Annotated in this window: 19 protein-coding genes; 12 read left to right on the forward strand and 7 right to left on the reverse strand. The window is 65.8% G+C overall.

Going from position 1 to position 25497, the window contains the following annotated elements; genetic code table 11:
• Positions 1-13: 13 nt before the first annotated feature.
• From AC56LV_RS13895 to AC56LV_RS13925, 7 genes are read left to right on the forward strand one after another with little or no spacing between them, the layout of a single operon-like run.
• Positions 14-1051, forward strand: a complete 1038-nt coding sequence (locus AC56LV_RS13895) for an XrtA/PEP-CTERM system-associated ATPase (protein WP_499558439.1) — start codon at positions 14-16, stop codon at positions 1049-1051.
• 6 nt (positions 1052-1057) lie between these two features.
• Positions 1058-1942 carry an XrtA system polysaccharide deacetylase gene (locus AC56LV_RS13900; protein WP_183554692.1) on the forward strand — a complete coding sequence of 295 codons (885 nt, stop codon included), beginning with the start codon at positions 1058-1060 and terminating at the stop codon, positions 1940-1942.
• Positions 1939-3039 (forward strand): FemAB family XrtA/PEP-CTERM system-associated protein, encoded by a 1101-nt coding sequence (locus AC56LV_RS13905; RefSeq protein WP_499558441.1) that lies wholly within the window; start codon positions 1939-1941, stop codon positions 3037-3039. Before AC56LV_RS13900 ends, AC56LV_RS13905 begins: the two co-directional genes overlap by 4 nt.
• A 4-nt stretch (positions 3040-3043) precedes the next feature.
• Entirely contained in the window at positions 3044-4246 is a 1203-nt protein-coding gene (locus tag AC56LV_RS13910) for a TIGR03087 family PEP-CTERM/XrtA system glycosyltransferase (protein ID WP_499558442.1), read from the forward strand.
• A complete protein-coding gene (gene xrtA / locus AC56LV_RS13915) occupies positions 4237-5811 on the forward strand; it encodes an exosortase A (RefSeq protein WP_499558443.1) in 1575 nt (524 codons plus the stop codon). The genes AC56LV_RS13910 and xrtA overlap by 10 nt, the downstream gene beginning before the upstream one ends.
• A gap of 17 nt (positions 5812-5828) precedes the next feature.
• Complete coding sequence (locus AC56LV_RS13920) at positions 5829-7013, forward strand: TIGR03088 family PEP-CTERM/XrtA system glycosyltransferase (RefSeq protein WP_499558445.1); 1185 nt, start codon at positions 5829-5831, stop codon at positions 7011-7013.
• 20 nt (positions 7014-7033) lie between these two features.
• Entirely contained in the window at positions 7034-8932 is a 1899-nt protein-coding gene (locus AC56LV_RS13925; RefSeq protein ID WP_499558447.1) for an XrtA/PEP-CTERM system amidotransferase, read from the forward strand.
• A gap of 68 nt (positions 8933-9000) precedes the next feature.
• On the opposite strand, the gene AC56LV_RS13930 is transcribed toward AC56LV_RS13925, so the two are convergent.
• Positions 9001-9990 (reverse strand): NAD-dependent epimerase/dehydratase family protein, encoded by a 990-nt coding sequence (locus AC56LV_RS13930; protein ID WP_499558900.1) that lies wholly within the window; start codon positions 9988-9990, stop codon positions 9001-9003.
• Positions 9990-11354, reverse strand: a complete 1365-nt coding sequence (locus AC56LV_RS13935; RefSeq protein WP_499558449.1) for a UDP-glucose dehydrogenase family protein — start codon at positions 11352-11354, stop codon at positions 9990-9992. Before AC56LV_RS13935 ends, AC56LV_RS13930 begins: the two co-directional genes overlap by 1 nt.
• A 279-nt stretch (positions 11355-11633) precedes the next feature.
• Here AC56LV_RS13935 and AC56LV_RS13940 point away from each other — a divergent pair, with 279 nt between their 5' ends.
• The 3 genes from AC56LV_RS13940 to AC56LV_RS13950 are packed head-to-tail and all read left to right on the forward strand — an operon-like array spanning position 11634 to position 15311.
• Entirely contained in the window at positions 11634-12818 is a 1185-nt protein-coding gene (locus tag AC56LV_RS13940) for a glycosyltransferase family 4 protein (RefSeq protein ID WP_499558451.1), read from the forward strand.
• A complete protein-coding gene (locus AC56LV_RS13945) occupies positions 12815-13972 on the forward strand; it encodes a glycosyltransferase family 4 protein (RefSeq protein ID WP_499558453.1) in 1158 nt (385 codons plus the stop codon). Before AC56LV_RS13940 ends, AC56LV_RS13945 begins: the two co-directional genes overlap by 4 nt.
• Positions 13965-15311, forward strand: a complete 1347-nt coding sequence (locus AC56LV_RS13950; RefSeq protein ID WP_499558455.1) for a putative O-glycosylation ligase, exosortase A system-associated — start codon at positions 13965-13967, stop codon at positions 15309-15311. Before AC56LV_RS13945 ends, AC56LV_RS13950 begins: the two co-directional genes overlap by 8 nt.
• A 4-nt stretch (positions 15312-15315) precedes the next feature.
• On the opposite strand, the gene AC56LV_RS13955 is transcribed toward AC56LV_RS13950, so the two are convergent.
• The 5 genes from AC56LV_RS13955 to AC56LV_RS13975 form a co-directional block, all read right to left on the reverse strand.
• Positions 15316-16548: a pyridoxal-dependent decarboxylase, exosortase A system-associated gene (locus tag AC56LV_RS13955; protein WP_499558457.1), complete on the reverse strand. Its 1233-nt coding sequence runs from the start codon at positions 16546-16548 to the stop codon at positions 15316-15318.
• A gap of 31 nt (positions 16549-16579) precedes the next feature.
• Positions 16580-18163 carry an acyl-CoA ligase (AMP-forming), exosortase A system-associated gene (locus AC56LV_RS13960; protein WP_499558459.1) on the reverse strand — a complete coding sequence of 528 codons (1584 nt, stop codon included), beginning with the start codon at positions 18161-18163 and terminating at the stop codon, positions 16580-16582.
• Between the two features lie 61 nt (positions 18164-18224).
• On the reverse strand, positions 18225-19301 hold the full coding sequence (locus AC56LV_RS13965; RefSeq protein ID WP_499558461.1) for a polysaccharide deacetylase family protein: 1077 nt from the start codon (positions 19299-19301) through the stop codon (positions 18225-18227).
• Positions 19295-21031: an arsenate reductase/protein-tyrosine-phosphatase family protein gene (locus AC56LV_RS13970; RefSeq protein WP_499558463.1), complete on the reverse strand. Its 1737-nt coding sequence runs from the start codon at positions 21029-21031 to the stop codon at positions 19295-19297. The genes AC56LV_RS13965 and AC56LV_RS13970 overlap by 7 nt, the downstream gene beginning before the upstream one ends.
• The gene (locus AC56LV_RS13975) at positions 21028-22074 is read right to left on the reverse strand and encodes a glycosyltransferase family 2 protein (protein WP_499558465.1); all 1047 of its coding nucleotides are present in this window, start codon (positions 22072-22074) and stop codon (positions 21028-21030) included. Before AC56LV_RS13975 ends, AC56LV_RS13970 begins: the two co-directional genes overlap by 4 nt.
• Before the next feature lie 193 nt (positions 22075-22267).
• Here AC56LV_RS13975 and AC56LV_RS13980 point away from each other — a divergent pair, with 193 nt between their 5' ends.
• Together AC56LV_RS13980 and AC56LV_RS13985 are read left to right on the forward strand one after the other, a co-directional pair.
• Positions 22268-24442, forward strand: a complete 2175-nt coding sequence (locus tag AC56LV_RS13980; RefSeq protein ID WP_499558467.1) for a hypothetical protein — start codon at positions 22268-22270, stop codon at positions 24440-24442.
• A 115-nt stretch (positions 24443-24557) separates the two neighbouring features.
• A complete protein-coding gene (locus AC56LV_RS13985; protein WP_499558469.1) occupies positions 24558-25487 on the forward strand; it encodes a glycosyltransferase family protein in 930 nt (309 codons plus the stop codon).
• The last annotated feature ends 10 nt before the right edge of the window (positions 25488-25497 follow it).

The raw sequence follows: 25497 nt of genomic DNA on the forward strand, positions 1-25497 counted from the left end.
ACGGTAAATCACGATGTACGAAACCTATTACGGCCTGTCGGCCAAGCCCTTCCAGCTCCGCCCTGACCCGCATTTCTTCTATGGGTCCAAGGGTCACAAGCGCGCCATGGCCTACCTCGAGTACGGCCTGTCGCAAGGCGAGGGCTTCATCGTCATCACAGGCGAAGTCGGCGCCGGCAAGACCACGCTCGTGCGCAATATGCTGGGCAAACTGCCGCTCGACCAGATCGTGGCCGCGCACATCGTCAATACCAGCCTCGATCCCGAAGACACGCTGCGCATGGTGGTGTCGAGCTTCGGCCTGCCGTACGAAGGCCAGAGCAAGGCCGAGCTGCTCAACCGCCTCGAGCAGTTCCTGCGCACGGTCGACCGCCAGGGCAAGCGCGCCCTGCTCGTGATCGACGAAGCCCAGAACCTCAATGCCCGCACGGTCGAAGAGCTGCGCATGCTGTCGAACTTCCAGACCGACGAGCGTTCGCTGCTGCAGACGTTCCTGCTCGGCCAGCCCGAGTTTCGCGCCACGCTGCACAGCCCCGGCATGCAGCAGCTGCGCCAGCGGGTGATCGCCAGCTACCACCTGGGTCCGATGGATGCGGCCGAGACGCGCGCGTATGTCGAGCACCGCCTGGCCACCGTCGGCTGGCAGGGCACGCCGTCGTTCGACGACGGTGCGTACAGTGCAATCTACGCCTACAGCGGCGGCATCCCGCGCAAGACCAACACGCTGATGGACCGCGTGCTCCTGATGGGCTACCTGGAAGAACTGCAGGCGTTCACCGAAGCGCACATCAACGACGTGGTGCGCGACATCTCGGAAGAATTCGACGCGCCCGACACCGACAACCTGGCCGATGCCGACCAGACGAGCGGCGGCAGCCACGCCAGCGAGCTGCATCCGGGCGAGCGCCGCGCCAGCGTCGAGCAGCTCGACGAGCGCATGATGCGCCTCGAGAAATCGATCGTGTCGGTGCTGTCGATCCTGAAAAAGATTGCGGCCACGCCACCCAACGCCGCCGGCGCCGCGCCCCACCACCCGGACCACCAGGAATAACCCGCCATGAAAATGACCGCTCCCGCAGCCCGACCGCGTCCAGCGCCGGGTGAAAAAATCCGCAATGCGATGACCTGCGACGTGGAAGACTACTTCCAGGTGTCGGCCTTTGCCCCGTACATCGACCGCGACAGCTGGCCGACGCGCGAATGCCGCGTCGAAGCCAATATGGAACGCATCCTCGCGCTGTACGAGCGCGAAGGCGTGCGCGCGACCTTCTTCACGCTGGGCTGGATCGCCGAGCGCTATCCCGCGATGGTGCGCCGCATCGTCGAGGCGGGCCACGAACTGGCCAGCCACGGCTACGGCCACCTGCGCGCCTCGGACCAGAGCCGCGCCGAATTCGACAACGATATCCGCTCGGCCAAGGCGCTGCTGGAAGACATCGGCGGCCAGGCCGTCGTCGGCTACCGCGCGCCGAGTTTTTCAATTGGCCACGGCAATCTGTGGGCGCTCGACGCGCTGCACGAAGCGGGCTACAAGTACAGCTCGAGCATCTACCCGATCGCGCACGACCACTACGGCATGCCCGACGCGCCGCGTTTCGCGTTCTACCCGAACGGCCCGGACGGCATCCTCGAAGTGCCGATCACCACGGTGAAAATGGCTGGCCGTCACCTGCCCGCCGGCGGCGGCGGTTACTTCCGCCTGCTGCCGTACGCGCTGTCGCGCTGGATGATGGAAAAGGTCAACCGCGAAGACGGCGAGTCGGCCCTGTTCTATTTCCACCCGTGGGAAATCGACACCGACCAGCCGCGGCCCGACGGCCTGGGCGCCAAGGCGAAGTTCCGGCACTACGTCAATATCGACCGTATGGAGCGCCGTCTCGAACAGCTGGCGCGTGATTTCAAGTGGGACCGCATGGACCGCATCTTCCTGGACAAGCCATGAATTCGATCATCGAAGCGGCGCAAGCCCGGCGCGCGGCGCCCGTCGCCGCTGCCGCCGGTCCGCAGACGCTGCATTTGATGACGCCGCAGAGCGCGGCGCGCTGGGATGCATTCGTACGGGCCTGTCCGGAAGCGACGTTCTTCCACCTGTCCGGCTGGCAGTCCGTGATCGAGCAATCGTTCGGCATCAAGACCTGGTTCTACTTCGTCGAGCAGGACGGCCAGATCCAGGGCGTGCTGCCGCTGGCAGAGATCAAGAGCCGCCTGTTCGGCCATTCGCTGGGCGCGATGCCGTTTTGCGTGTACGGTGGCGTGGCTGCCATCGACGACGGCGCGCGCGTGCTGCTCGATGGCGCGGCCGATGCGCTGGCGCGCCAGCTCGGCGTGGGCCACCTCGAATACCGCGCCATGGAGCGCGCGCACCCGCACGACCCGAGCTGGCTGACCAAGGAACTGTACGTCACGTTCCGCAAGGAGATCAGCGCCGTCGATGACGAGAACCTCAACGCCATCCCGCGCAAGCAGCGCGCCATGGTGCGCAAGGGGATCAAGCTGGGCCTGAAAGGGGTGGTCGAGGACAACGTCGACAATATGTTCACGGCGTATGCGCACAGCGTGCTGCGCCTGGGCACCCCGGTGTTCCCGAAAAAGTACTTCGCGCTGCTTCAGAAAACCTTTGGCGCCGAATGCGAAGTGCGCACTATCTACACCAGCGACGACCGCCTGGTCGGCTCGGTGCTGTCGTTCTACTGGCGCGACGAAGTTGTGCCCTACTACGGTGGCGGCATGGACCTGGCGCGCGAAGTGGCGGGCAACGATTTCATGTACTGGAACCTGATGCAGGCGGCCGCTGCCCGCGGTTGCCGCCTGTTCGACTTCGGCCGCAGCAAGCTGGGCACAGGCGCCTACGACTTCAAGAAGAACTGGGGCTTTGTCGCCACGCCGCTGCCGTACGAGTACAAGCTGTACGCCACGGATGCGCTGCCAGACAACAATCCGCTGAACCCGAAGTACCAGTTGTTCATCAAGGTGTGGAAAAAGCTGCCGCTGCCGGTGGCGAACTTCCTGGGCCCTTACATCGTGCGCAACCTGGGCTGACAACGTGCAAGACCTGCTGCTGCTGATTCACCGCATCCCGTACCCGCCCAACAAGGGCGACAAGATCCGCTCCTACCACCTGCTCAAGCACCTGGCGCGCGACTACCGCGTGCACCTGGCCACGTTCGTCGACGATGCCGACGACTGGCAGCACGTGCCGGCGGTGGAGGCGCTGTGCGCCAGCAGCCATTTCGCGCCCCTCAACCCCTTGCGCGCCCGCGTGCGCAGCCTGGGCGCGCTCGTAAAAAACCGCTCGCTGTCGCTCGACTACTACCAGGATGCCGGCATGGCGCGCTGGGTCGACCAGGCCGTCGCCGCGCACGATATCAAGCGCGTGATGGTGTTTTCGTCGCCCATGGCGCAATACGCCGACAAGCTGGGCGGTGCGCGCCGCGTGATCGACTTTTGCGATGTCGATTCGGACAAGTGGCGCCAGTATGCCGAGAAGAAGTCGCCGCCCATGAGCTGGCTGTACCGGCACGAAGCGCGCCAGTTGCTGCGCTACGAACGCCAGGTCGCCAGCCAGTACGACGCGTCGCTGTTCGTCTCTGCGCCCGAGGCAGATTTGTTCCGCAAGCTGGCACCGGAAAGCGTCGCGCGCATCGGCCACTTCAGCAACGGCGTCGATACCGAGTACTTCTCGCCCGAGCACGCCTTTGCCAGCCCGTACGCCGCGGGCGAACGCGCCCTGGTGTTTACTGGCGCGATGGATTACTGGCCGAACGTCGACGCGGTGCAGTGGTTCTGCGACGAAGTCTTTCCTGCCCTGCGCGCGCAGGATCCGGCGCTGGCCTTCTACATCGTCGGCTCGCGCCCGAATGCCCAGGTGCAGGCGCTCGGCGCCTTGCCGGGTGTGACCGTAACCGGCACCGTACCCGACGTGCGCCCGTATATCCGCCACGGCTGCGTGGCGGTGGCGCCGCTGCGCATCGCGCGCGGCATCCAGAACAAGGTGCTGGAAGCGATGGCCATGGCCACGCCGACGGTGGTCTCGCCGCAGGCGCTCGAAGGCATCGATGCCGCCCCGGGCAGCGAGCTGGCGGTGGCCGACGGCGCGCCAGCCTGGATCGAAACCGTGGGCGCGCTGCTGGCGCGCCAGCACCAGCAGAACGCAAGCATGGGCCGCGCCGCACGCGCGCGCGTCGAACATCACTATAGTTGGCCAAGCAACCTGGCCTGCATCGAGGAGCGACTGGAATGCACGTGACACCCCCATCCGGCATTGCCGGCGCCAATCTGGACGCCGCTCCGACTCCATTGGCACGCTCGAGCGCCATGCTGATCGCGCTGGCGCTGCTCGCGCCCTTCTTCCTGTACCTGGGCACCGCCGAATCGCTGGTCGCAATCTGGAACAGCTCGGAAACCTTCGCCCACGGTTACGCCATCCTGCCGATCAGCCTGTGGCTGATCTGGCGCCGGCGCGACGTGTTCGACGCGATCCCCGCGCGCCCGTGGGCGCCCGCGCTGCTCCTGCTGGCAGTGCTGGGAGCCGGCTGGCTGCTGGCGCGCATGGGCGAAGTCCAGGTCGTGATGCAGTACGCGTTTGTCGCGATGTTCCCGATCGTGGCGCTGGCCATGCTCGGGCCGCGCCTGGCCGGCGCGCTCGCGTTTCCGCTCCTGTTTCTGCTGCTGGCAGTGCCGTTCGGCGAAGTGTTTGTCGCCCCGCTGATCAACCTGACCGCCGACTTCACCGTGTGGGCCGTGCAGGCCACCGGCATCCCGGTGCTGCGCAACGGCACCCGCTTCGAACTGCCGACCGGCTCATGGTCGGTGGTGGAAGCCTGCAGCGGTGTGCGCTACCTGATTTCGTCGGTCACGCTGGGCTGCCTGTATGCCTACCTGACCTACCAGTCGACAAAAAAGCGTTTACTCTTTGTGCTCGTGTCGATCATCGTGCCCATCATTGCCAACGGCTTGCGCGCCTACATGATCGTGATGATCGGCCACCTGTCGGGCATGGAACTGGCCACCGGCGTCGACCACCTGATCTATGGCTGGGTCTTCTTCGGCCTTGTCATGCTGCTGATGTTCTGGATCGGCAGCTTCTGGCGCGACGACGATCCGCTGCCGGCGGCAGAATTGCCGGTGGCGGCGCGTACCCGCCGCGATGGCGTGCCGCCGGTCAGCACGGCCCGCATGGCGGCGATGTGCGCCGCCGTGGTGGCCTTTGCCGCGCTGTGGCCGGGCTTTGCCCGCTACAACGATGCGGCCAATCTCAATCCCCAGCAGGTAGAGCTGACGAACGTGGCGGTCGGCTGGCCGCAGGTGGCGCCATTTACTGGCTGGACGCCACGCTGGGTCGCCCCGGATGCCGCGTACCGCGCGACCTTCCGCAACCCCGACGCTGCGGCGCCGGTCTCGCTCGACATCATGTACTACCGCAATCAGCGCAACGGCAAGGCCCTGATCAGCTCCGTCAATACGCTGGCGACCTCTGACGATGCCTGGCATGCGCTGGGCGGCTCGGCGCGCAGCGAAACGATCGACGGCAAGCCGGTCACGCTGCGCGAAACGCGGATGACCGGTCCGGGTGGCCAGTTCCTGGTGTGGCAATGGATGTCGATCGACGGCCACCTGACCTCGAACAACTACATCGGCAAGCTGCTGCAGGCCCAGGCCAAGCTGCGCTTCCGCGGCGACGATGGCGCCGTCGTGCTGCTGTCGGCGCCGGTGGGCGACAACCCCGACGCTGCGCGCGCTGCACTGCGCGCCTTCATGACGGTCCAGGGCCAGGCGATCGAGCGTGCCATCGAGCACGCGCGCACGCATTGAACGGGGACGCACGGACCATGCACAGCGATCTGGCGGTGTTGAACGCCCAGCGGCCGCTCGTCGTGCACCTGGTGTATTCGCTCGATGTCGGCGGGCTGGAAACGCTGCTGGTCGACTGCATCAACCGCATGCCGGCCGAAAAATACCGGCATGCGGTGGTCTGCCTGACCCGCTACAGCGCGTTCGCGGACAAGATCACGCAACCGGGCGTCGAACTGTATGCGCTGAACAAGCCGCCCGGGAACGGGTTGCGCGTGCACGTCGACTTCTGGAAGCTGATGCGGCGCCTGCGGCCGACGATCCTGCACACCTACAACCTGTCGGCGATGGAGTACTGCTTCACGGCCGCCGCTGCCGGCGTGCCGGTGCGCATCCACGCCGAGCATGGCCGCGACGCGTCCGATCCGCACGGCCTGAACCCCAAGCACAACTTTTTGCGCCGCCATCTCGCGCCGTTCATCGACCGCTATGTGCCGGTGTCGGACGACCTGCAGCGCTGGTTTGCCGAGGTCGTGGGCATCCCCGCGGCCAAGAACCACCTGATCAAGAATGGCGTCGATACCGACCGCTACGCCCCCCGCGCGCAAGCGGTGACGGCCGCGCCGTGGGGCGCCGGCGACATCGTCATCGGCGCCGTTGCACGGGTGCAGGACGTCAAGAACCACGCCAGCCTGGTGGCTGCTTTCGCGCTGCTGCGCGAGCGCCTGCCTGCGCTGCGCGACCGGCTGCGCCTGTCGATCGTCGGCGACGGCCCGTTGTTCGGCAAGATCCAGGCGCAGGTCGCGCAAGCTGGCCTGCAGGATGTCGTGTGGCTGCCCGGTGCGCGCGCCGACGTGGCCGACCTGCTGCATGGCTTTACCATCTTCGCCCTGCCCTCGCTGGCCGAAGGCACGCCCGTGTCGCTGCTCGAAGCAATGGCCTGCGGCCTGCCGTCGGTGTGTTCGCGCGTGGGCGGGATCCCCGAAGTCGTCGTCGATGACGTGCATGGTATCTTGGTGCCGGTGGAGGTCGACGCGCTGGCCGGGGCGCTTGCGCGCTACGTCCAGGACCCGGCCCTGCGGGCACGCCACGGCGCAGCTGCGCGCGCGCGCATCGAAGACAAGTACAGCATGGCCGCCATGCTCGGCGCGTACACCGCGCTGTACGACGGCCTGTGTGCGCGCAAGGCGCCGGCGCGGCTGCGCCCCATCGTCAACTCTTAACTTCAGCGGAACCAGACAGCATGTGCGGAATAGTCGGCATTTTTGATACCCTCGGCAACCGGGAGATCGACCGCGCGGCGTTGGGCCGCATGAACGAAAGCCAGCACCACCGCGGCCCCGACGAGGGCGAGCTGTATCTGGAACCGAGCATGGGCATGGGCCACCGCCGCCTGTCCGTGATCGACCTGGCCAGCGGCCAGCAGCCGATCGTCAACGCCGAGCGCGACGTGGTGATGGTGTTCAACGGCGAAATCTACAACTACCGCGAGCTGCGCGTCGAACTGCAGGCGCTGGGCTTCGTGTTTCGCACCAAGTCGGATTCGGAATCGCTGCTGCACGCCTACCAGGCCTGGGGCCCGGACTGCGTGCACCGCCTGCGCGGCATGTTCGCGTTCGCGATCTGGGACCGCAAGAAGCAGACGATGTTCCTGGCGCGCGATCATGTCGGCGTCAAGCCGATGTTCTACTCGCTGCTGCCCAATGGCCTGTTCGTGTTCGGCTCCGAGCTGAAATCCATCATGACCCACCCGGAGCTATCGCGCAAACTCAATCCGCGCGCGGTCGAGGACTACTTTGCGTTCGGCTACGTGCCGGAGCCGCACACCATTTTCCACAACGCGTACAAGCTGGCGCCCGGCCACCGCATCGTGATCAAGGCCGGCGCGCGCGAGGTCACGCCCGAGCAGTACTGGGACGTGCCGTTCAAGCGCGCACCGCAGCGGCCGATGCAGGAGATCGAGCAGGAGCTGATCGAGCGCGTGCGCGAATGCGTGCAGAGCCAGACCGTGGCCGACGTGCCGCTGGGCGCGTTCCTGTCGGGCGGCGTCGATTCGAGCGCCGTGGTGGCGATGATGGCGCAGAATAATCCCGATCCCGTGACCACGCTCTCGATCGGCTTTGACGATCCGGAGTACGACGAGTCGAAGTTCGCCAGCGAGGTGGCCACGCGCTACGGCACGACCCACCACGCGCAGATCGTCGACAAGGACGACTACGGCCTCATCGACACGCTGGGCCACCTGTACGACGAGCCGTTTGCCGACAGCTCGGCGATCCCGACCTACCGCGTCTGCCAGCTGGCGCGCAAGCACGTGACGGTGTCGCTGTCGGGCGATGGCGGCGACGAGAGCTTTGCCGGCTACCGCCGCTACCGCTATGCAATGGCCGAGCAGCGCGTGCGCGACAAGGTGCCGGCCAGCCTGCGTAAACCGGTGTTCGGCACGCTGGGCAAACTGTATCCGAAGGCCGACTGGGCGCCGCGCATGTTCCGCGCCAAGACCACGTTCGAGGCACTGGCACGCGACACGGTCGAGGGTTACTTCCACGGCGTGTCGATCATGCCCGACCGCGTGCGGGCGCAGCTGTTCTCGGATTCGTTCAAGCGCGAGCTGCAGGGCTACAGCGCGATCGAGGTGTTCCTCGGCCACGCTGCAAAATCGCCGACGGACGACCCGCTGTCGCTGATCCAGTACCTCGACTTCAAGACCTGGCTGCCAGGCGACATCCTGACCAAGGTCGACCGCGCGGCGATGGCGCACTCGCTCGAAGTACGCGTGCCGCTGCTGGACCACACGTTCGTGGAATGGGCCTCCGGCCTGCCGCCGGACATCAAGCTCGGCGGTGGCGAAGGCAAGTACATCTTCAAGAAAGCGCTTGAACCCTACCTGTCGCACGACGTCCTGTACCGCGCCAAGAAGGGGTTTTCGATTCCGCTGGCGGCCTGGCTGCGTGGCCCGCTGCGCGAGAAGCTGCGCGCCGCGGCGCTGTCGCCGCTGCTGCTCGACACGGGCATGTTCAACGAAAAATTCTTGCGCGAGATGGTGGACCAGCACATCGCCGGCAGCAAGGATTACAGCGCGCCGTTATGGTCGGTATTGATGTTCGAGACCTTCTTGCGGGTGAGCGCCAACCGCCCATAAGGCCAGTGCTCGGCCCTGTTTAACGTTGACTGCACAAAAAAAAGGCCGGTTGCAACCGGCCTTTTCATTCATGCGCGCGTCGGCGCCCAGTCACGGTACCAGGTCCAGAAACTGGCCAGGCCCGTGGCCAGCGGCGTGGTCGGCGCGAAGTCGACCCAGGCCTTGAGCTTGGCAATCGATGCATGCGTGGCCGGCACGTCGCCCGGCTGCATTGGCAGGAATTCCTTGCGCGCTTCGACACCCATCACGGACTCGAGCGTGCGAATGAACTCGAGCACCTGCACCGGATTGTGGTTACCGATGTTGAACACCGTATGCGGCGCGCTCGTGGCCGTGGCCGGCGTTGGCTTGAACAGCAGGCGCACCACCCCTTCGACGATGTCGTCGATATAGGTGAAGTCGCGTGTGAGCAGGCCTTCGGCGAACACGGGGATCGTGGCGCCGCGCATCATCTTCTCGGCAAAGCTGAAATACGCCATGTCGGGCCGGCCCCACGGTCCGTAGACCGTGAAGAAGCGCAGGCCGGTGGCCGGCAACCTGAACAGGTGGCTGTACGAGTGCGCCATCAATTCATTGGACTTCTTGGTGGCGGCGTACAGCGACACGGGCGCATCGACCTGGTCATCCTCGCTGAAGGGCACCTTGGCATTGTTGCCGTACACGCTGCTGCTGCTGGCGTACAACAAGTGCTCGATGGCGCCGTGGCGGCACGCTTCGAGGATATTCCCGAAGCCCACCAGGTTCGACTGGATATACACGGACGGATTGTCGATCGAGTAGCGCACGCCGGCTTGCGCGGCCAGGTGCACCACCAGTTGCGGCCGTTCGCGCTCGAACAGTGCGGCAACTTGCGCTGCATCGCTCAGTTCGACCGTGTGGCAGGCAACGCCGGCGGGTACGAGCAGTGCGCGCACCCGGTCATGCTTGAGGCGCGGATCGTAATAATCGTTGAAGTTGTCGCAGCCGGTCACCTGATGGCCCATGGCCGCCAGACGCGCGGCCACGAAGCTGCCGACGAAGCCGGCAGCACCCGTGACCAGGATCCGCTGGGGTGTCATCAAGCAGCCGTCCGGCTGACGCGGCCAATCCCTTCGTACGCCAGGCCAGCGGCAGCGACGACGGCTGGATCGTAGATGTTACGGCCATCGAAGATCGCCTTGTCACGCAGGATGGTGGCCAGGCCAGCGAAGTCCGGCGCGCGGAATTCTTTCCATTCGGTGACCAGGACCAGCGCATCGGCGCCTTCGGTTGCCGCGGCAGCCGAGCTGACGATCGTCAGCATGGATTCGACGCGTGCAGCACCGTGCTCGCGCTCCAGCACGCGCAGCGCTTCGCTGCTGGCGACCGGATCGTAGGCGCGCACGTGGCAGCCGGCGTCGAACAGCTCCTTGAGCAGCACCAGGCTTGGGGCTTCGCGCATGTCATCGGTGTTCGGCTTGAACGACAGGCCCCACACGGCGATCGTCTTGCCCTTGAGACCTTCGACGCCGCCGTAGAAGCGCGTGAGCTTCTTGAACAGCACGTTTTTCTGGTTGTCGTTGACCAGTTCGGTCGCTTCCAGGATGTGCAGCACCTGGCCATGGTCGCCACCGGTCTTGACCAGCGCTTTCACGTCTTTCGGGAAGCACGAACCGCCGTAGCCCATGCCGGCGTACAGGAACTGCGAACCGATGCGCGGATCGAGGCCCATGCCGTGGCGTACGGCTTCGATGTCGGCGCCCAGCACTTCGGCCAGGTTGGCCAGCTCGTTCATGAAGCTGATGCGGGTGGCCAGCATGGCGTTGGCAGCGTACTTGGTCAGCTCGGCGCTGCGCACGTCCATCTCGACCAGCTTTTCGTGGTTGCGGCTGAATGGTGCGTACAGCTGACGCATCAGCTTGGTCGCGACGGTGTCGTCGCTGCCAACGACGATGCGGTCAGGCCGCATGAAGTCGTCGATCGCTGCGCCTTCTTTCAGGAATTCGGGGTTGCTCACCACCGAGAACGACAGCGTGCTGCCGCGCTTGTCGAGCTCGCCCTGGATGGCGGCGCGGACCTTGTCGGCGGTGCCAACTGGCACGGTCGACTTGTCGACCACGACCACCGGCTTGTCGATGCGCTGACCGATCGAACGGGCGGCGGCGAGGATGTGGGTCAGGTCGGCGCTGCCGTCTTCGTCAGGCGGCGTACCCACGGCCAGGAACACGCAGTCAGCGTGCGCTACGGCTTCGTCGTAGCTGGTCGAAAACAGCAGGCGGCCTGCGTTGGCGTTGCGCTCGACCATATTGTCGAGGCCTGGCTCGTGAATCGGAATGACACCGTTCTTGAGCATTGCAATTTTTTCTTCGTTGACGTCGAGACACAGTACAGTGTTGCCGACATCGGCGAAGCAAGCGCCTGAAACGAGCCCGACGTAGCCGGTGCCAATGATGGTGATCTTCATGATTTATATTGAGGAACGAGTAACTGAAAAATAGAACCGGGCAGAGCAGCACGGCGAACCAGGCTATTTTTCCACAGATTGGAAAATAATTGCCACACGTAACAAATGCGTGCAAAACTTGAATTATAGTATCATGGTTGTCAAAAATTTATGCGTTTGCTCGTTAATTGTGCTGCCCTCTGGCAAAATTTTTCGCATAATCACGACATTGCAGTACAACACTTCCACTCCCGGATCAAACCATCCGGCGGTGCACCGATCAGCACCCGGCACGACACAATGAAGTTACTCACTTTTAGCACCCTTTACCCCAATTCGCAGCAACCGAACCACGGTATCTTTGTGGAAACTCGATTGCGCTACCTGATTGCCAGCGGGCAGGTCGAGTCACGCGTCGTCGCGCCAGTGCCATGGTTCCCGCTCAAGGGAGAGCGTTTTGGCCATTATGGCACTCTTGCCAAGGTACCGCGGCGCGAGACACGCAACGGCATCGACGTCACGCACCCGCGCTACCTGGTACTGCCCCGCGTGGGCATGAACGTCACGCCCTACACGCTGGCGCATGCAGCCAAAAAGGAGATCGGCCGCATCCTCGACAGCGGCTATGATTTCGACGCCATCGACGCCCACTATTTCTATCCGGACGGCGTGGCAGCGGTGATGCTTGGCAAGTACTTCAACAAGCCGGTGGTGATCACTGCGCGCGGCACCGACATCAACCTGATCCCCCAGTTCGCACGGCCGCGCCAGCTGATCCTGGACGCAGCGCGCGACGCCGACGGCATCATCACCGTGTGCAAGGCGCTCAAGGACGAGATGGTCGGCCTGGGCGTGGCGCCCGACAACATCACCCCGCTGCGCAACGGCGTCGATCTGGAACGCTTCGCACCCATCGACCGCGCCGCCGCGCGCGCCGCCGTCGGCCTGGCGCCGGGGCGGTTCACGCTGTTGTCGGTGGGCCTGCTCGATCCGCGCAAGGCGCACGACCTGATCATCCGCGCCCTGCCCCAGTTGCCGGACGTCGACCTCCTGATCGCCGGCATCGGCCCGGAAAAAAACAATCTGGAGCGTCTGGCGCGTGAATTGAACGTGCAGGACCGTGTCAAGCTGCTGGGCAGCGTGCCGCAGACCGAACTGAAAACGTATTACAACGCCGCTGACACGCTGGTGCTGGCGTCGAGCCGCGAAGGCTGGGCCAATGTGCTGCTCGAAAGCATGGCGTGCGGCACGCCGGTGGTGGCCAGCAATGTGTGGGGCACGCCCGAAGTGGTGGCGGCGCCGGCCGCCGGCGTCCTGATGCCGCAGCGCACCCCCGAAGGCCTGGTCGCGGCGCTGGGCCAGTTGCGCGCCAACTATCCGGCGCACAGCGCCACCCGCCGCTACGCCGAAGACTTCGGCTGGCAACCGACCACCCAGGGCCAGATCGACCTGTTCCACTCCATCTTGGCGAGAAAAGCCGCGTGAAAATCCTTTATCACCACCGTACCCGTTCCAAGGACGGCCAGTACGTCCACATCGAAGAAATGATCCGCGCACTGCGCGCCGAAGGCCATGAGGTCGTGATCGTGGCCCCGCCCAGCGCCGAAACCGAATCGTTCGGCTCGGATGCCGGCCCGGTCGCCTGGCTCAAGCGCCACCTGCCCAAGACCTTCTATGAACTGATGGAGCTGTCGTATTCGCTGGTCGCGTACCGGCGCCTGGCCAGGGCGGTCAAGGAGCACCGCCCGGATGTGCTGTATGAACGCTACAACCTGTTCCTGCCAGCGGGCATCTGGCTGGCGCGCAAGTACAAGCTGCCGATGCTGCTCGAAGTGAACGCCCCGATCCTGGAAGAGCGCACCCGCTACGACGGCCTGGCACTGACGAAGCTGGGCCGCTGGTCGCAGGCCTATGCGTGGCGCAACGCCGACATGGTGCTGCCGGTCACGCACGTGCTGGGCGATATCGTGCAGGCCTACGGCGTGCCGCCGGAACGCATCGACGTGATCCCGAACGGCATCGACCCCGAACGCTTTGCCGGTGCGCCCGACGTGGAACAGGCCAAGCGCGCGCTGGGCCTGCAGGATGTGCTGGTGCTGGGCTTTACCGGTTTTGTCCGCGACTGGCATGGCCTGGACAAGGTGATCGAGCTGATTGCGCAGGATCCGCCGGATGCACGGCGCCACCTGCTGGTCGTCGGCGACGGCCCCGTGCGCGCCACGCTCGAACAGCAGGCGCGCGACCTGGGCATCGGACACCGCGTGCAGTTCACCGGCATCATCGGGCGCGACGACGTGGCGCGTTACGTGGCCGCCTTCGACATTGCACTGCAACCGGCCGTGGTGAAGTATGCTTCACCATTGAAGCTGTTCGAATACCTGGCACTGGGCAAGGCGATCGTCGGCCCGGACCAGCCGAATATCCGCGAGATCCTGCGCGCCGACCACAACGCCGTGCTGTTCGACCCGGATGCGCCAGGCGGCCTGGCCGGCGCGGTCAAGCGCCTGTGCGACGATCCGCTGCTGCGCGCCCGCGTGGCGCAAGGCGCGCGCGACGCCATCGACGAGCAGCAGCTGACCTGGCGCGCCAATGCGCGCCGCGTTGTCGCCCTTTTCGAGAGACTGCAGAAACGTGCGTGATCTAATCCTGTTTGCCGCTTTCCTGGCGATCATCCCCTTCATCTTCAAGCGGCCTGTCGTCGGCACCCTGGCCTACGCCCTGGTCAGCCTGATGAACCCGCACCGGCTGACCTACGGCGCCGCGACCTTCTTCCCGTTCGCGATGTACCTGTGCATCGCGACGCTGCTGGCGCTGTTGATATCGCGCGAGAAAAAGAAGCTCCCGATGTCGCCGCCGGTCATCGTGCTGATGCTGTTCTTTGCCTGGTACACCATCGGCGCCGTGCTGGCGCAGGACCCGGCCGCGGCCTGGTTCGACTGGGACCGGTTCAGCAAGATCGTGCTGATGATCTTCGTGACCATGCTGACTGTGCGTACCGTCAGTGACGTCAAGCTGCTGGCGCTGACGGTGGCGCTGTCGCTCGGCTTCTGGGGCGTCAAGAGCGGCATCTTCGTGCTCCTGAGCGGCGGTGGTCAAGGCCTCAAGGGCCCGTCCAGCAGCTTCATCGGCGACAACAACACGCTGGCGCTGGCGCTGGTGACCATCACGCCGTTGATCGCCTACCTGATCACCCAGGTCGATTCCAAGTGGCTCAAACGCGGCGTGATGGGGATCGCGGGGCTGACTGCGCTGGCGGCGATCGGCTCGTATTCGCGCGGCGCGCTGCTGGGCGCCTGCGCCATGGGCTTCTTCCTGTGGCTCAAGTCGAATCAGAAGTTCAAGACCGGCCTGGCCATCGCGGTGCTGGTGCCGATTGTCCTGCTGAGCATGCCGCCGGAATGGACAGGCCGCATGCAGACGATCGAAACCTACGAGGAAGACGAATCGGCCACCGGGCGCATCAATTCCTGGATGTTCGCCGTTAATGTGGCAAACGCCTTTCCGCAAGGCGGGGGGCCAAACGTGTTTTCGCCCCATATGTTCATGCTGTACGCGCCGAATCCGGATCGCTACTACGACGCCCACAGCATCTATTTCCAGGTACTCGGCGAACTCGGCTACTTTGGACTGGCGTTGTTCCTCACCCTGTTCGCAGTCAGCTGGCGGCTCGGATCGAAAATCGTACGGTTCTGCCGCGGCAAGGAGGAACTGGGATGGGCCTCGATGCTGGCACGCATGTGCCAGGTCAGCATGATCGGCTACATGACGGCTGGCGCCTTCCTGACGCTGGCGTACTACGATCTGATCTACTACGTGATCACGATCCTGGTCGTACTCGACAAGGTGCTGATCCGCTATCCGCAGCCCGACAATACGCCGCCGATGCGGATCGGCCTGGTCGAACGGTACCGCGAACGCGCCCGCGCCAAGGCGGCGGCCACAGCGCAGCGCAAGGCGCGCTCGGCGTTTCCGCGCTAGGCGCTCACACCAGCACTTCCAGCGCCGGCGGATGGCCCAGGAACATGGCCGGGCTGGCGCTGGCGCCGTAGGCGCCCGACTGGAACACGACGACCAGGTCGCCGATCCGGGCATGGCCCAGTTCCATGCGGTCGGCCAGGATATCGAGCGGGGTGCACAGCGGACCGGTGGCCGAAGCCAGGCTGCCATCCGGCGCCATGCGGTTACCGATCGCCACCGGATAATTCTTGCGGATGACCTGGCCCAGGTTGCCGGAGGCCGCCAGGTGGTGGTGCATGCCGCCATCCAGGACCAGAAACACCTCGCCGCGCGAGACCTTGCGGTCGATCACGCGCGCAACGTACACCCCGGCCTCGCCCACCAGGTAGCGGCCAAGCTCAAGCGCCAGGCGCGCTTCTGGCAACGCTTGCGCCAGGCGTGGCAGCCAGCCGGCCAGGTGCTCGCCCAGCGGCGTCGGGTCGATCCGCGCCTCGCCCGGAAAATACGGGATCCCCAGGCCGCCGCCGATATTGAGCTGGCGCACCGTCAGCGGGCTGTCGCCGGCCAGACGCAGGGCCAGTTCGATGCTGCGCGACTGCGCATCGATGACGGCATCAAGGCGCAGGCTCTGGGAACCGCAATAAATGTGGAAGCCCTGGAAATCCAGGCCCAGCGCCGCGGCCTGCTGCAGCACCTGCGGGGCCTGCTCGGCATCGATGCCGAACGGCTTGGCGCCGCCCCCCATGCGCATGCCCGAGGATTTCAGTTCGAATTCGGGATTGATGCGCAGCGCCACGCGCGGCGTGATGCCAAGCAGGTCGCCGATCCGGGCGGCATTGGCCAGCTCGTTGCCCGATTCGATGTTCAGGCACACGCCGGCGGCGATCGCCTGGCGCAATTCACCCTCGACCTTGGCCGGGCCGGCAAAGCTGATCCGGGCCGGGTCGATGCCGGTATCGAGCGCCGTCCTGAGTTCACCACCCGAGGCCACGTCCAGCCCATCGACCAGGCCCGCCATGTGCTGCACCAGCGCCGGCATCGGATTGGCCTTGATCGAGTAATGCAGCGCGACCGCGGGTGGCAGCACCGCCCGCAGTGTGGCGACCTGGGCGCTGCAAACGCGCCGGTCGATGGCATAAAACGGCGTACGGCCGACGCGCTCGGCCAATCTGGACAGGGGAATGCCGCCCACCTGAAGGACGTCGTCGACCACCGGGAAATGGATCTGGGGAGCGTGCTGGGGCTTCGTGCTGGTCATGGAAAGTCGCGGGGGATGTTGGATGCCGGCGTCAGGCGCCGGACTGGAAGGTGTGGCGCAGCAGATTGCGGTCGATCTTGCCGTTCGGGTTGCGCGGCAATGCCTGCTCGCGCAGGACGATATGGGCCGGCACCATGTATGCCGGCAGCCGGCGCCGGCACTCGGCCAGCAGGCCGGCGCGATCGACCTGCACCGCAGCAGGCACCGCCACCGCCACGATTGCCTGGCCTTGCTGCATGTCGTCGATGCCGAATACCGCGACCTCGCTCACCAGGCCGCTCGCGTACAGCGCGCTCTCGACTTCGGTCGGGCTGATGCGGTAGCCGGACACCTTGATCAGCTCGTCGCTGCGGCCAATGAAGTACAGGTAGCCGTCGGCATCACGCCGTACCGTGTCGCCCGACCACACGGCCAGCTCGGGCAACGGCAGGCCAACCTCCTTGCCGGGCGCCGGGCGGAAGCGCTGGGCAGTGCGTGCAGGATCGTTCCAGTAGCCGAGCGACACCAGGGCGCCGCGGTGCACCAGCTCACCCGGCTCGTCGGCGTCGCACAGGGTGCCGTCGGGACGCACCACCAGCACTTCGGCGTTGGGGATCGCACGGCCGATCGAATCGGGACGGCGCGCAAGTTCGGCGGGCGGCAGGTAGGTCGAGCGGAAGGCCTCGGTCAGGCCATACATCAGGAATATCTCGGCGCGCGGCAGCGCCTGCTGGAGCGCCTCGACGGTCACGACCGGCATGGCGCCACCGGAATTGGTGATGAAGCGCAAGGTGCAGTCGGCTGGCCACTCCAGGCGCGCCAGCGCGATCCAGAGCGGCGGGACGGCAGCCAGGCCGGTAATGCGTTCGGCGCGCACGGCGGCCACGATATCCTTGGGGAACAGGTAGTTCATCAGCACCACCGCTGCGCCGCGCAGGAAGGCGGTGGTGAGCTGGGACAGGCCATAGTCGAAACTCATGGGCAGCACGGCCAGCAGGCGGTCCGAAGCCTCCAGGCCGAGGTAGCCGGCCACGCTGGCGGCGCCGGCTACCATGTTCCGGTGCGACAGCACCACGCCCTTGGGCTCGCCGGTACTGCCGGACGTGTACAGGATGGCCGCCATGTCAGTATCGATGCGGCGGTGGCCCTGCACTGGCGTGCCCGCCAGCGCGTCGAGCTGTGGCCAGCCCACAATCGCCGGTAGCGCCGGGGCCTGCCCGGCTGACGTCCCCGACGGCGTCGCCCCGGTCAGCAGCAGCATACGCAGGTCGGGGCAAGAAACCAGCACGGGCGCCAGCAGCGCCTGACGTTCCGGCGTCGTCACGAGCAGCCGCACATTGCAGTCGGCCAGGATATAGGCCACCTGATTCGGCTTGAGCAGTGGATTGACCGGCACGAACACACAGCCGGCGGCGGCCGCGCCGAACATGGCGACCACGTTCTCGATGCGCTTTTCCATGTACACCGCCACCCGCTCGCCCGGCCCCAGGCCGTGGGCCAGGAACAGGGCAGCAGCGGCGCGCACCTGGAGCGCCAGCGCGGCATAGGTACAGCGCACCTCGCCATAGACCAGCGCCTCGGCGTTGGGCGTGCGCGCGGCGCTATTGAAAATGCTGTCGTGGATCAGGTGGTTCATCGTGATGTCATTGTGCCCGCACGGCCTGGAAATGGCGCGGCGCAACTGGCATCTTACCAGTTCAGGTCAGCTTCGGATCGACAAGCGGCGCCTCGGCGGGCACGCCGCCTTCGCGCACATTCGGCGGACGCACCGGCACCTGCAGACGCGCGGCGAGCTGGGACATGCTCATGAACTGGCCACCCAGGATGTCCCGGAACCAGGTGCAATAGTCGTGGACCGTGGCGATGAAGCGCTCCAGGTCTTCTTGGGTACGCACATAGGGCGTGTGGCCCGCTACCATCGAGGGGCTGTGGTACGTCAGCGAGAACACCTGGCAGCCGTCGCGATGCAGGCTGGACGTCAGGCGCCGCATCTCGTCGCCGCTGGCGACTTCGGGGCTCAGGCGGATACGTTCGAGCGCCCCGCTGCGCGCCATTATTCCACCGAGGCGCATCGTGCGCGCCCACGGTTGCTGGGCCATTTCGTACAGCGCCGTGCCGCGCTGGCGCAGCCAGCCAGCATAGCCGGTGGTGACGGGCAGTTCCAGCAGCGTGGTGGCGCCCGCATCGAAACGGTAGGGCTGTTCATCGAAGGCACGGAAGTCCGGGCCGCCATCATCCAGGAAGGCGCTGTAGGGGACCACACTGGCATCGATCCGGTAACCGAGCGAGGCGATCGACTCGGCGGTGTGCGGGCCCATGCCGTAGCGGCCGGCCTTGAACGCGACCGGCGCCCGTCCGAACGACTCGGTGATGGCTGCGGTGAGAACGCGCAGCTTGTCGTATTCGAGCTGGCGCGGCAGATTGCCGGCGTAAGAATTAAAGCGCGTCACTTCTTCGTCATGCGGCGGCGAGACCCAGGGATGCAGGTGGGTGCCGATCTCGCAGCGGCCTGCTTCCATCAGCGTACGCAGCACCGCCACCGACGCCGGGGTGGTGGCCACCGGATAGTCGATCACGTAGGTGGGCACGATGCCGAGGCGGTCGAACACGCGCTCGTGCATCAGTGGCTGGCCGGCGATCGAGGTGGTGCCGACGCTGGCGCGGTCGAATGGGCCGTCCCAGGCGAACTCTTCCTCGGTATCGATGACGATCAGCAGGACTGGCGGTTCGCCGGCTGCAAGACGCGCCGGTACATGGTTGGTAGTGCCTAGCATGGGGAGGACTTTTGCAACAGCGGCGCCGGCGCGGCCTGGGCCAGCACGGCCAGGCAGGCGTCGATCCGCTGGTAGGTCGACAGGAAAGTGGCTTCGTCGCGGCCTTCGGGGTCGCGAATCTGGGCGTCTGCGCCCTGCGTCGGCGCCGCCTCGCCCAGCAGGTAGATGCGCTGGCGCAGCGTTGGATAGCGCGCTGCGATGGCGTCGAGGTTGATGCGGTCGAAGGCGATCACGAGGTCGGCGTTCTCCAGCAGCTCAGCGCTGGCGTGGCGCGAGCGGTGGCCCGCCATGTTCACGCCGTGGCGCGCCGCGGCGCCGATCGCCACGGCTGGCGAACCGCGCTGGTTGCGTGGCAGCATACCGGCCGAGGAAAAGTGCAGGTTGGCGCTAAACAGCTGACTGGACTTGAGTTCGGCATAGCTGCTGCGGTTGATATTGCCCTGGCAGACGAACAGCACCTCGATCTTGCGTCCGTTGGCCTTTGCCACCAGTTCGGCCAGGCGCTGCTGCAGGCCGTTGCCAGCGTGCTCGCGCGCTGCGCCAAAGCGCGAGGCGAACAATTCGCGCAGCTCTTGCAGGCCGGGCTGCGGATCGTCCAGCACCAGGGTGTCGTTGCGCTCACGGCCCAGCAGCACCCGGTGGAAGTTCCAGGCCCAGCCGACGCAGTGGGCAGCCAGGCGCGCCGGCTGGCGCGCCAGCCCCGCAGCGGCCGAGCGGGCCTGCCACATGTCCGGCACCAGATTGCGGCAATAACGCCCGGCCGGATAGTCGACCGGCGCAGTCTTCTGGCCACGCGCCAGCAGCTGGAACAGGCGATAGGGAAAATCGACGCCAATCGAGACCGGCAGTGGCAGCGAGCCCCAGGGCCGCGCGTTGACCTCGATCAGGATCCAGCCGCCGCTCGCGGGGTCGATCTTGAACTCGAACATGGCCAGGCCGGTGTAGCGGCTGGCGCGCACCATGCGCTCGACCGCAGCGACCCGGCCCGGATCGAGCGGCGCGCTCTTGCGGTAATAACCGCTCCCGTTGAGTTCATGGGCACGGTGGTGCTCGAAGGCCTGCAGCACCTCGCCCTCGTGGCACAGCACCGACACGCCGGCGCCGTAGCCGGGGAACATCTGCTCGAGCAGGATCGGGCCGGATGCCTGGTCGTGGCGCGCCAGCCAGGCCGCCAGCGCCGCGCGATCGGCCACGATGCGGGTGCTGGTGCGCACGTACAACTCGGGCAAGGCATACGACATCGGCTCCTTGACCACCACCGGCAGGCCGACATCGGCCACGATCGAGTCGACGCTGTCACCAGGCGCCAGCAGGCGGCCACCGGCCACCGGCACGTCGCACGATTGCGCCAGCGCGCGCGTGCGCACCTTGTCGAAGTAGATGTCGAGCGCCTCGGGCGACGGAATCGCCAGCGCGGTCAGGGTCGACAGCATGTCGCGGTGCAGGCACAGCGGCAGCAGGCCACGCTCGTCGCATGGGATCACGAGCGCGAACTGGTGCTCGCGCAGCAGCGCTTCCATGGCGTCGCGCCAGGCCTGGCCACCATCGAGGTAATAGGGCAGGAAATGGGTGGCGTGGATGTAGCGCGAGGCCAGGGCCGGCGCGCGGAAATCGAACGGCGCCACGTGCACCTCGATGCCCTGGCGGCCGAGCGAGCGCACCGTGGCCAGGAAGCTGCGGGTGTCATCGCCGATGACGAGCACCTTTTCACGCGTCACAACCTGGCTCATGCCTGCCTCCCGCGCAACGCCTGGCGCGTTGCCAGCCCCGCTGTATATATGGCCCACTTGAACGAGACCCGCGCAGCCAGCGCGCGGCGCGCGTACTGCAGGCCGAGCGCATGCCTGCCCTGCCCCGACCAGTATTGCGACAGGCGGCGCAGGATGTCGCCTTCATAGGCCTGGCACATGGTGCGAATGGCGCTGCTACGCACTGTCATCGCGATATGCTGGGACACCAGCACCGACAGCAGCCAGCGCTCGGCCTGGGAAAAGCTGCGCGACAGGTTGTTCTGGCGCGACGCATCGGGAACGTTGTGCTGGGCCACGATATCGGGATTGAAAAACAGGGCGCGCGCAGCATCGGCAGCGCGCCAGAAGAAGTCCCGGTCTTCCTCGTATGACGTACGGGTCCAGAAGCCGCCGATGGCGGCTGTGGTTGCTTTGGAGACCGCCAGGATATTGAGCTGGGCAAAGCCGCCGGCGCGCACCAGGTCGTCGATCGGCAGCAGGTAGCCGCGTGCGTGGTCGCGGCTGCGCCGCCCCACCAGCGCAGCCAGCGCCGGCAGCCAGTGTGCGCGCTCGCGTGTGCCGTCATGGGTCACCGCGACCTGGTCGGCGATGTACAGGTCGACCGCCAGACCGGCGTCGAAGACCTCCGCCATGGCCGACAGATGGCTGGCGCAGGTCCAGAAATCGTCATCGTCGCAGAAGGTGAGAATGTCGCCGCGCGCAAGCTCGATGCCGGCATTGCGCGCCTGCGACGGGCCGCTGCCGCTGCCGCCGGTGGCGCCCAGCTGGACCAGACGGAAACGGGCATCCAGCCCTTGCCAGATGGCGGCGTAAGCGGCGCGGGTGGTGGCGTCGGAGGCATCGTCAATCACGATCACTTCGAACGCATCGAAGGCCTGTGCAAGAATGCCCGCCAATGTTCGCTCGAGCAGGACATGGCGGTTGCGCGTCGGGACAATGACCGAGATGCGGCATGGCACCTGCGTATCAGTGCCTGACGGCGCCGGCTCGCCGTTGGTGCGGATTAGTGATTGGGGGGACACTCTTTGCCTTCGGGCGTAAACGGGCGGCAAGCTGCCGTAACAAAATATTGCAATCCTAACACAAGGTGTTGCACGCTTATACGGCGCGCACAATTGGTATTTTATAGGGTGACATGCGTCCATCGGGCACCATGGAGCATGTAAAAATGCTGAGATAACCCGCGCTTTCCCCGCAATCGTCTATGATTTCAGGATGAAAATCTCGTATTTCTTTAGCGCCACATTGGTGGCGGCAGCGCTGTGCACTGGCGCGCCAGCCATCGCTGCGCCCGAGGCTGGCATCACCACCATGCGCATCCAGAACACGGGCGAGGCCCGCTCTGACGTGCCGTTTACCTTTGGCCAGGTGTTCGAAGCCGGCCACCTGCAGCCCGGCCAGGGCCTGGGCGGCCGCCTGGCCGGCGGCACCGTGGTGCCACTGCAAGTCGACGTCAAGGCCACCCATGGCGACGGCTCGGTGCGCCATGCGATCGTGTCGGGCGTGCTGCCGGCACTCGCATCGCGCCAGCCCGCCAGCTTGCAACTGGTCGCCGCCGCGGCGCCAGCCCCGGCGGCGCGGCCGGCCGGCCCGCGCGAACTGGCTGCAACTGGCCTCGACGGCAAGGTAACGATCGTGGTCGACGGCGCGCGCTATACCGCATCGCTGGCCGAAGCACTGGCCACAAACAAGGCCCGTCCCTGGCTGGCTGGTCCGATCGCCAGCGAATGGCTGATCGACGCGCCGCTCAAGAACGCCAGCGGCCGGGTCCATCCTTTGCTGACCGTACGCTTCGACGTACGCTGGTATCGCACGCTGAAAAAGCAGGCGCGCATCGACGTCGTGGTCGAGAACGCCAAAACCTTCGCGGCCGGTGCGCGCAACCTGGTGTACGACGTCGAGGTCGAGATCGCGGGCCGCCCCGCGTATGCGCTGGTCGGGCTGACCCATTACCACCATGCGCGCTGGCGCCACAGCACCTGGTGGGATGCCGAGCGCGCCCCCGCCGTGCACCTGCAACCGGACACCGATTACCTGATCGCCACCGGCGCCGTACCGAACTATGACCGCACGCTCAAGCCCGACGAGCAGACACTCGGCGCGCTGGGCAAGGGCCTCAACGCCGATAGCGTCGGGCCAATGAAGATCGGTCCGCTTACCGCCTACATGCCAACTGCAGGCGGGCGCCACGATATCGGGCCCTTGCCGGGCTTTTCCGTCCTTTATCTGCTGTCGATGGATGCGCGCGCGCGCGCCGCCATGATGGCGGCGGCAGACGGATCGGGCAGCTGGTCGATCCACTACCGCGACGACAACACCGGCTACCCGGTGCGCACGGACAACGCTGCCAACAAGGGCATTTCGACCCATAACAACCTGGCGCACCGGGGGCCGCTGCCGGTGCCGCGCTGCGATAGCGCACCGGGCAGCTCGTGCAAGTCGCCATACGGGGACGATACCTCGCACCAGCCCTCGCTGGCCTACCTGCCCTACCTGCTCACCGGCGACTATTACTATCTCGAAGAACTGCAGTTCTGGGCTGCCTCGAATCCGCTGGCCACCGATCCGGGCAACTCGGGCGACGGCCAGGGACTGGTGCGCTGGATGCAGGTGCGCGGCCAGGCATGGTCGCTGCGTACGCTCGGCCACGCCGCCTACATCACGCCCGACGCCCATCCGCTCAAGGCCTATTTCACCAAACAGGTCGACAATAACCTGGCCTTCTATCATGCGGCCTACGTGGCCGGCAATCCGAACAAGCTTGGCCTGTACGACGGCTCCGGCCCGCGCGCGGCATCGGTCAACGGCTCGCCGCCCTGGCAGGACGACTTCCTGACCTGGAGCTTCGGCCACCTGGCCGAACTCGGCTTCGCCAAGGCGCTGCCGATCCTGCAATGGAAGGCCAGGTACGCAGTTGGGCGCATGACTGCGCCCGGTTATTGCTGGATCCAGGGCTCGGCCTACAGCCTGAAATTCCGTGAAGACAAAGGCTTGCCCGCCTACGACACCTTCGCCCAGCTCTACCGCGAAAATTTCGACCGTGACAAGCTCACCATTGACGACAAGCCGGTCCAGCATCCGCAGGGACTGCGCTATATCGACCAGGCATGTGGCAGCCAGGCCCAGGCCGACTGGCTGTCGGCCGCCACCGGGCAACGCTGGGAGCGGGGCCGCATGGTCGGCTACTCCAGCTCGCCGATGGGATTCCCGGCGAATATGCAGCCGACGCTGGCCATGGCCGCGACCTACAACATTCCCGACGCCGGGCGCGCCTGGTCGGTGTTCACGGCGCGCGCCAATCAGCCGAACTATGCCGCCGCCCCGCAATGGGCGATCGTGCCGCGCACCGCGCCGGTAGCGACAGGCAAAACACCCAGGCGGGCGCGCTAGATTGTCTGTTTGATTATTGAAATGGAAATGTGCATATGGAAATGCGTACTATAATGTTGTGCGATTAAGCAATAACTCATTCCACTTCACTCATACAACACAGGAGCCAGCAAGGATGTCGTTCTTCACCCGGGTGATCCAGCGTCTCAAGCGCGACCACTTCCGCGCGCGTTACCAGAAGGTGGCGCGCCAGGTGCTGGCGACCAGGCCGGCTACGCGCGGGGTATTGCCTTTCCTGCTTCTCTCGATGGTGCAGACGCGCGATGTCGTGCCGTACCTGGTTGCGCTTAAATCGTTCATCCATTTCGCCAATCCCGAGCGCATCGTGGTGGTGTGCGATCCGTCGATCACCGACGAGGACCGCGCGCTGCTGCAGCGCCATGTGCCACATATCGAACTGCGCCATGCTGACGAGTTCGCCCATCCCGACATGCCGCGCGGCGGCACCTGGGAGCGGCTGTATGCGATCGCCGGCCTGACGCGCGATCACTATGTGGTGCAGCTCGACGCCGACACACTGACCGTGCAGGCGATTCCCGAGGTGGTGGCCGCGATCCAGGCCGGTCACGGCTTCGTGATCGGCGAGGCGACGGACACCCCGATCCGCCAGCTGCCGGCTGTGCGCGAGAATGCGCTGCCGTGGATGCGGCCGGGCGCCCACATCCAGGGCATTGCCGAAACCGAGATGGTCAATGTCGGCCTGCCGTCGGACGCGCGCTATGTCCGCGGCTGCTCGGGCTTTACCGGTTTTCCACGCTCAGCCACGATGCAGGAGACCATGGCCGATTTCTCGCGCCGCATGATGGCCAAGCTGGGGGACGACTGGGCGCGCTGGGGCACCGAACAGGTCACGTCGAACTACCTGGTGGCGAATGCCGCCGGCACCCGGGTGCTGCCGTTCCCCAAATACGGGACGCCCGACCAGGCCACACCGGACACCGCGTTCTTCCATTTCATCGGATCGATGCGCTTCATTAACGGCAAGTACGAAACGACCACGCGCCAGGCGCTCGGCCTGATCAACGCCGCCCAGCAGGCTGCCTGAGCCGGGACGG

Source organism: Telluria sp. RB2R28 (assembly GCF_059685835.1).

Coding starts and splice junctions, on each gene's coding strand:
- AC56LV_RS13895 (WP_499558439.1), top strand. CDS start 14: ATGTACGAAACCTATTACGGCCTGTCGGCCAAGCCCTTCCAGCTCCGC.
- AC56LV_RS13900 (WP_183554692.1), top strand. CDS start 1,058: ATGAAAATGACCGCTCCCGCAGCCCGACCGCGTCCAGCGCCGGGTGAA.
- AC56LV_RS13905 (WP_499558441.1), top strand. CDS start 1,939: ATGAATTCGATCATCGAAGCGGCGCAAGCCCGGCGCGCGGCGCCCGTC.
- xrtA (WP_499558443.1), top strand. CDS start 4,237: ATGCACGTGACACCCCCATCCGGCATTGCCGGCGCCAATCTGGACGCC.
- AC56LV_RS13920 (WP_499558445.1), top strand. CDS start 5,829: ATGCACAGCGATCTGGCGGTGTTGAACGCCCAGCGGCCGCTCGTCGTG.
- AC56LV_RS13925 (WP_499558447.1), top strand. CDS start 7,034: ATGTGCGGAATAGTCGGCATTTTTGATACCCTCGGCAACCGGGAGATC.
- AC56LV_RS13930 (WP_499558900.1), bottom strand. CDS start 9,990: ATGACACCCCAGCGGATCCTGGTCACGGGTGCTGCCGGCTTCGTCGGC.
- AC56LV_RS13935 (WP_499558449.1), bottom strand. CDS start 11,354: ATGAAGATCACCATCATTGGCACCGGCTACGTCGGGCTCGTTTCAGGC.
- AC56LV_RS13940 (WP_499558451.1), top strand. CDS start 11,634: ATGAAGTTACTCACTTTTAGCACCCTTTACCCCAATTCGCAGCAACCG.
- AC56LV_RS13955 (WP_499558457.1), bottom strand. CDS start 16,548: ATGACCAGCACGAAGCCCCAGCACGCTCCCCAGATCCATTTCCCGGTG.
- AC56LV_RS13960 (WP_499558459.1), bottom strand. CDS start 18,163: ATGAACCACCTGATCCACGACAGCATTTTCAATAGCGCCGCGCGCACG.
- AC56LV_RS13965 (WP_499558461.1), bottom strand. CDS start 19,301: ATGCTAGGCACTACCAACCATGTACCGGCGCGTCTTGCAGCCGGCGAA.
- AC56LV_RS13970 (WP_499558463.1), bottom strand. CDS start 21,031: ATGAGCCAGGTTGTGACGCGTGAAAAGGTGCTCGTCATCGGCGATGAC.
- AC56LV_RS13980 (WP_499558467.1), top strand. CDS start 22,268: ATGAAAATCTCGTATTTCTTTAGCGCCACATTGGTGGCGGCAGCGCTG.
- AC56LV_RS13985 (WP_499558469.1), top strand. CDS start 24,558: ATGTCGTTCTTCACCCGGGTGATCCAGCGTCTCAAGCGCGACCACTTC.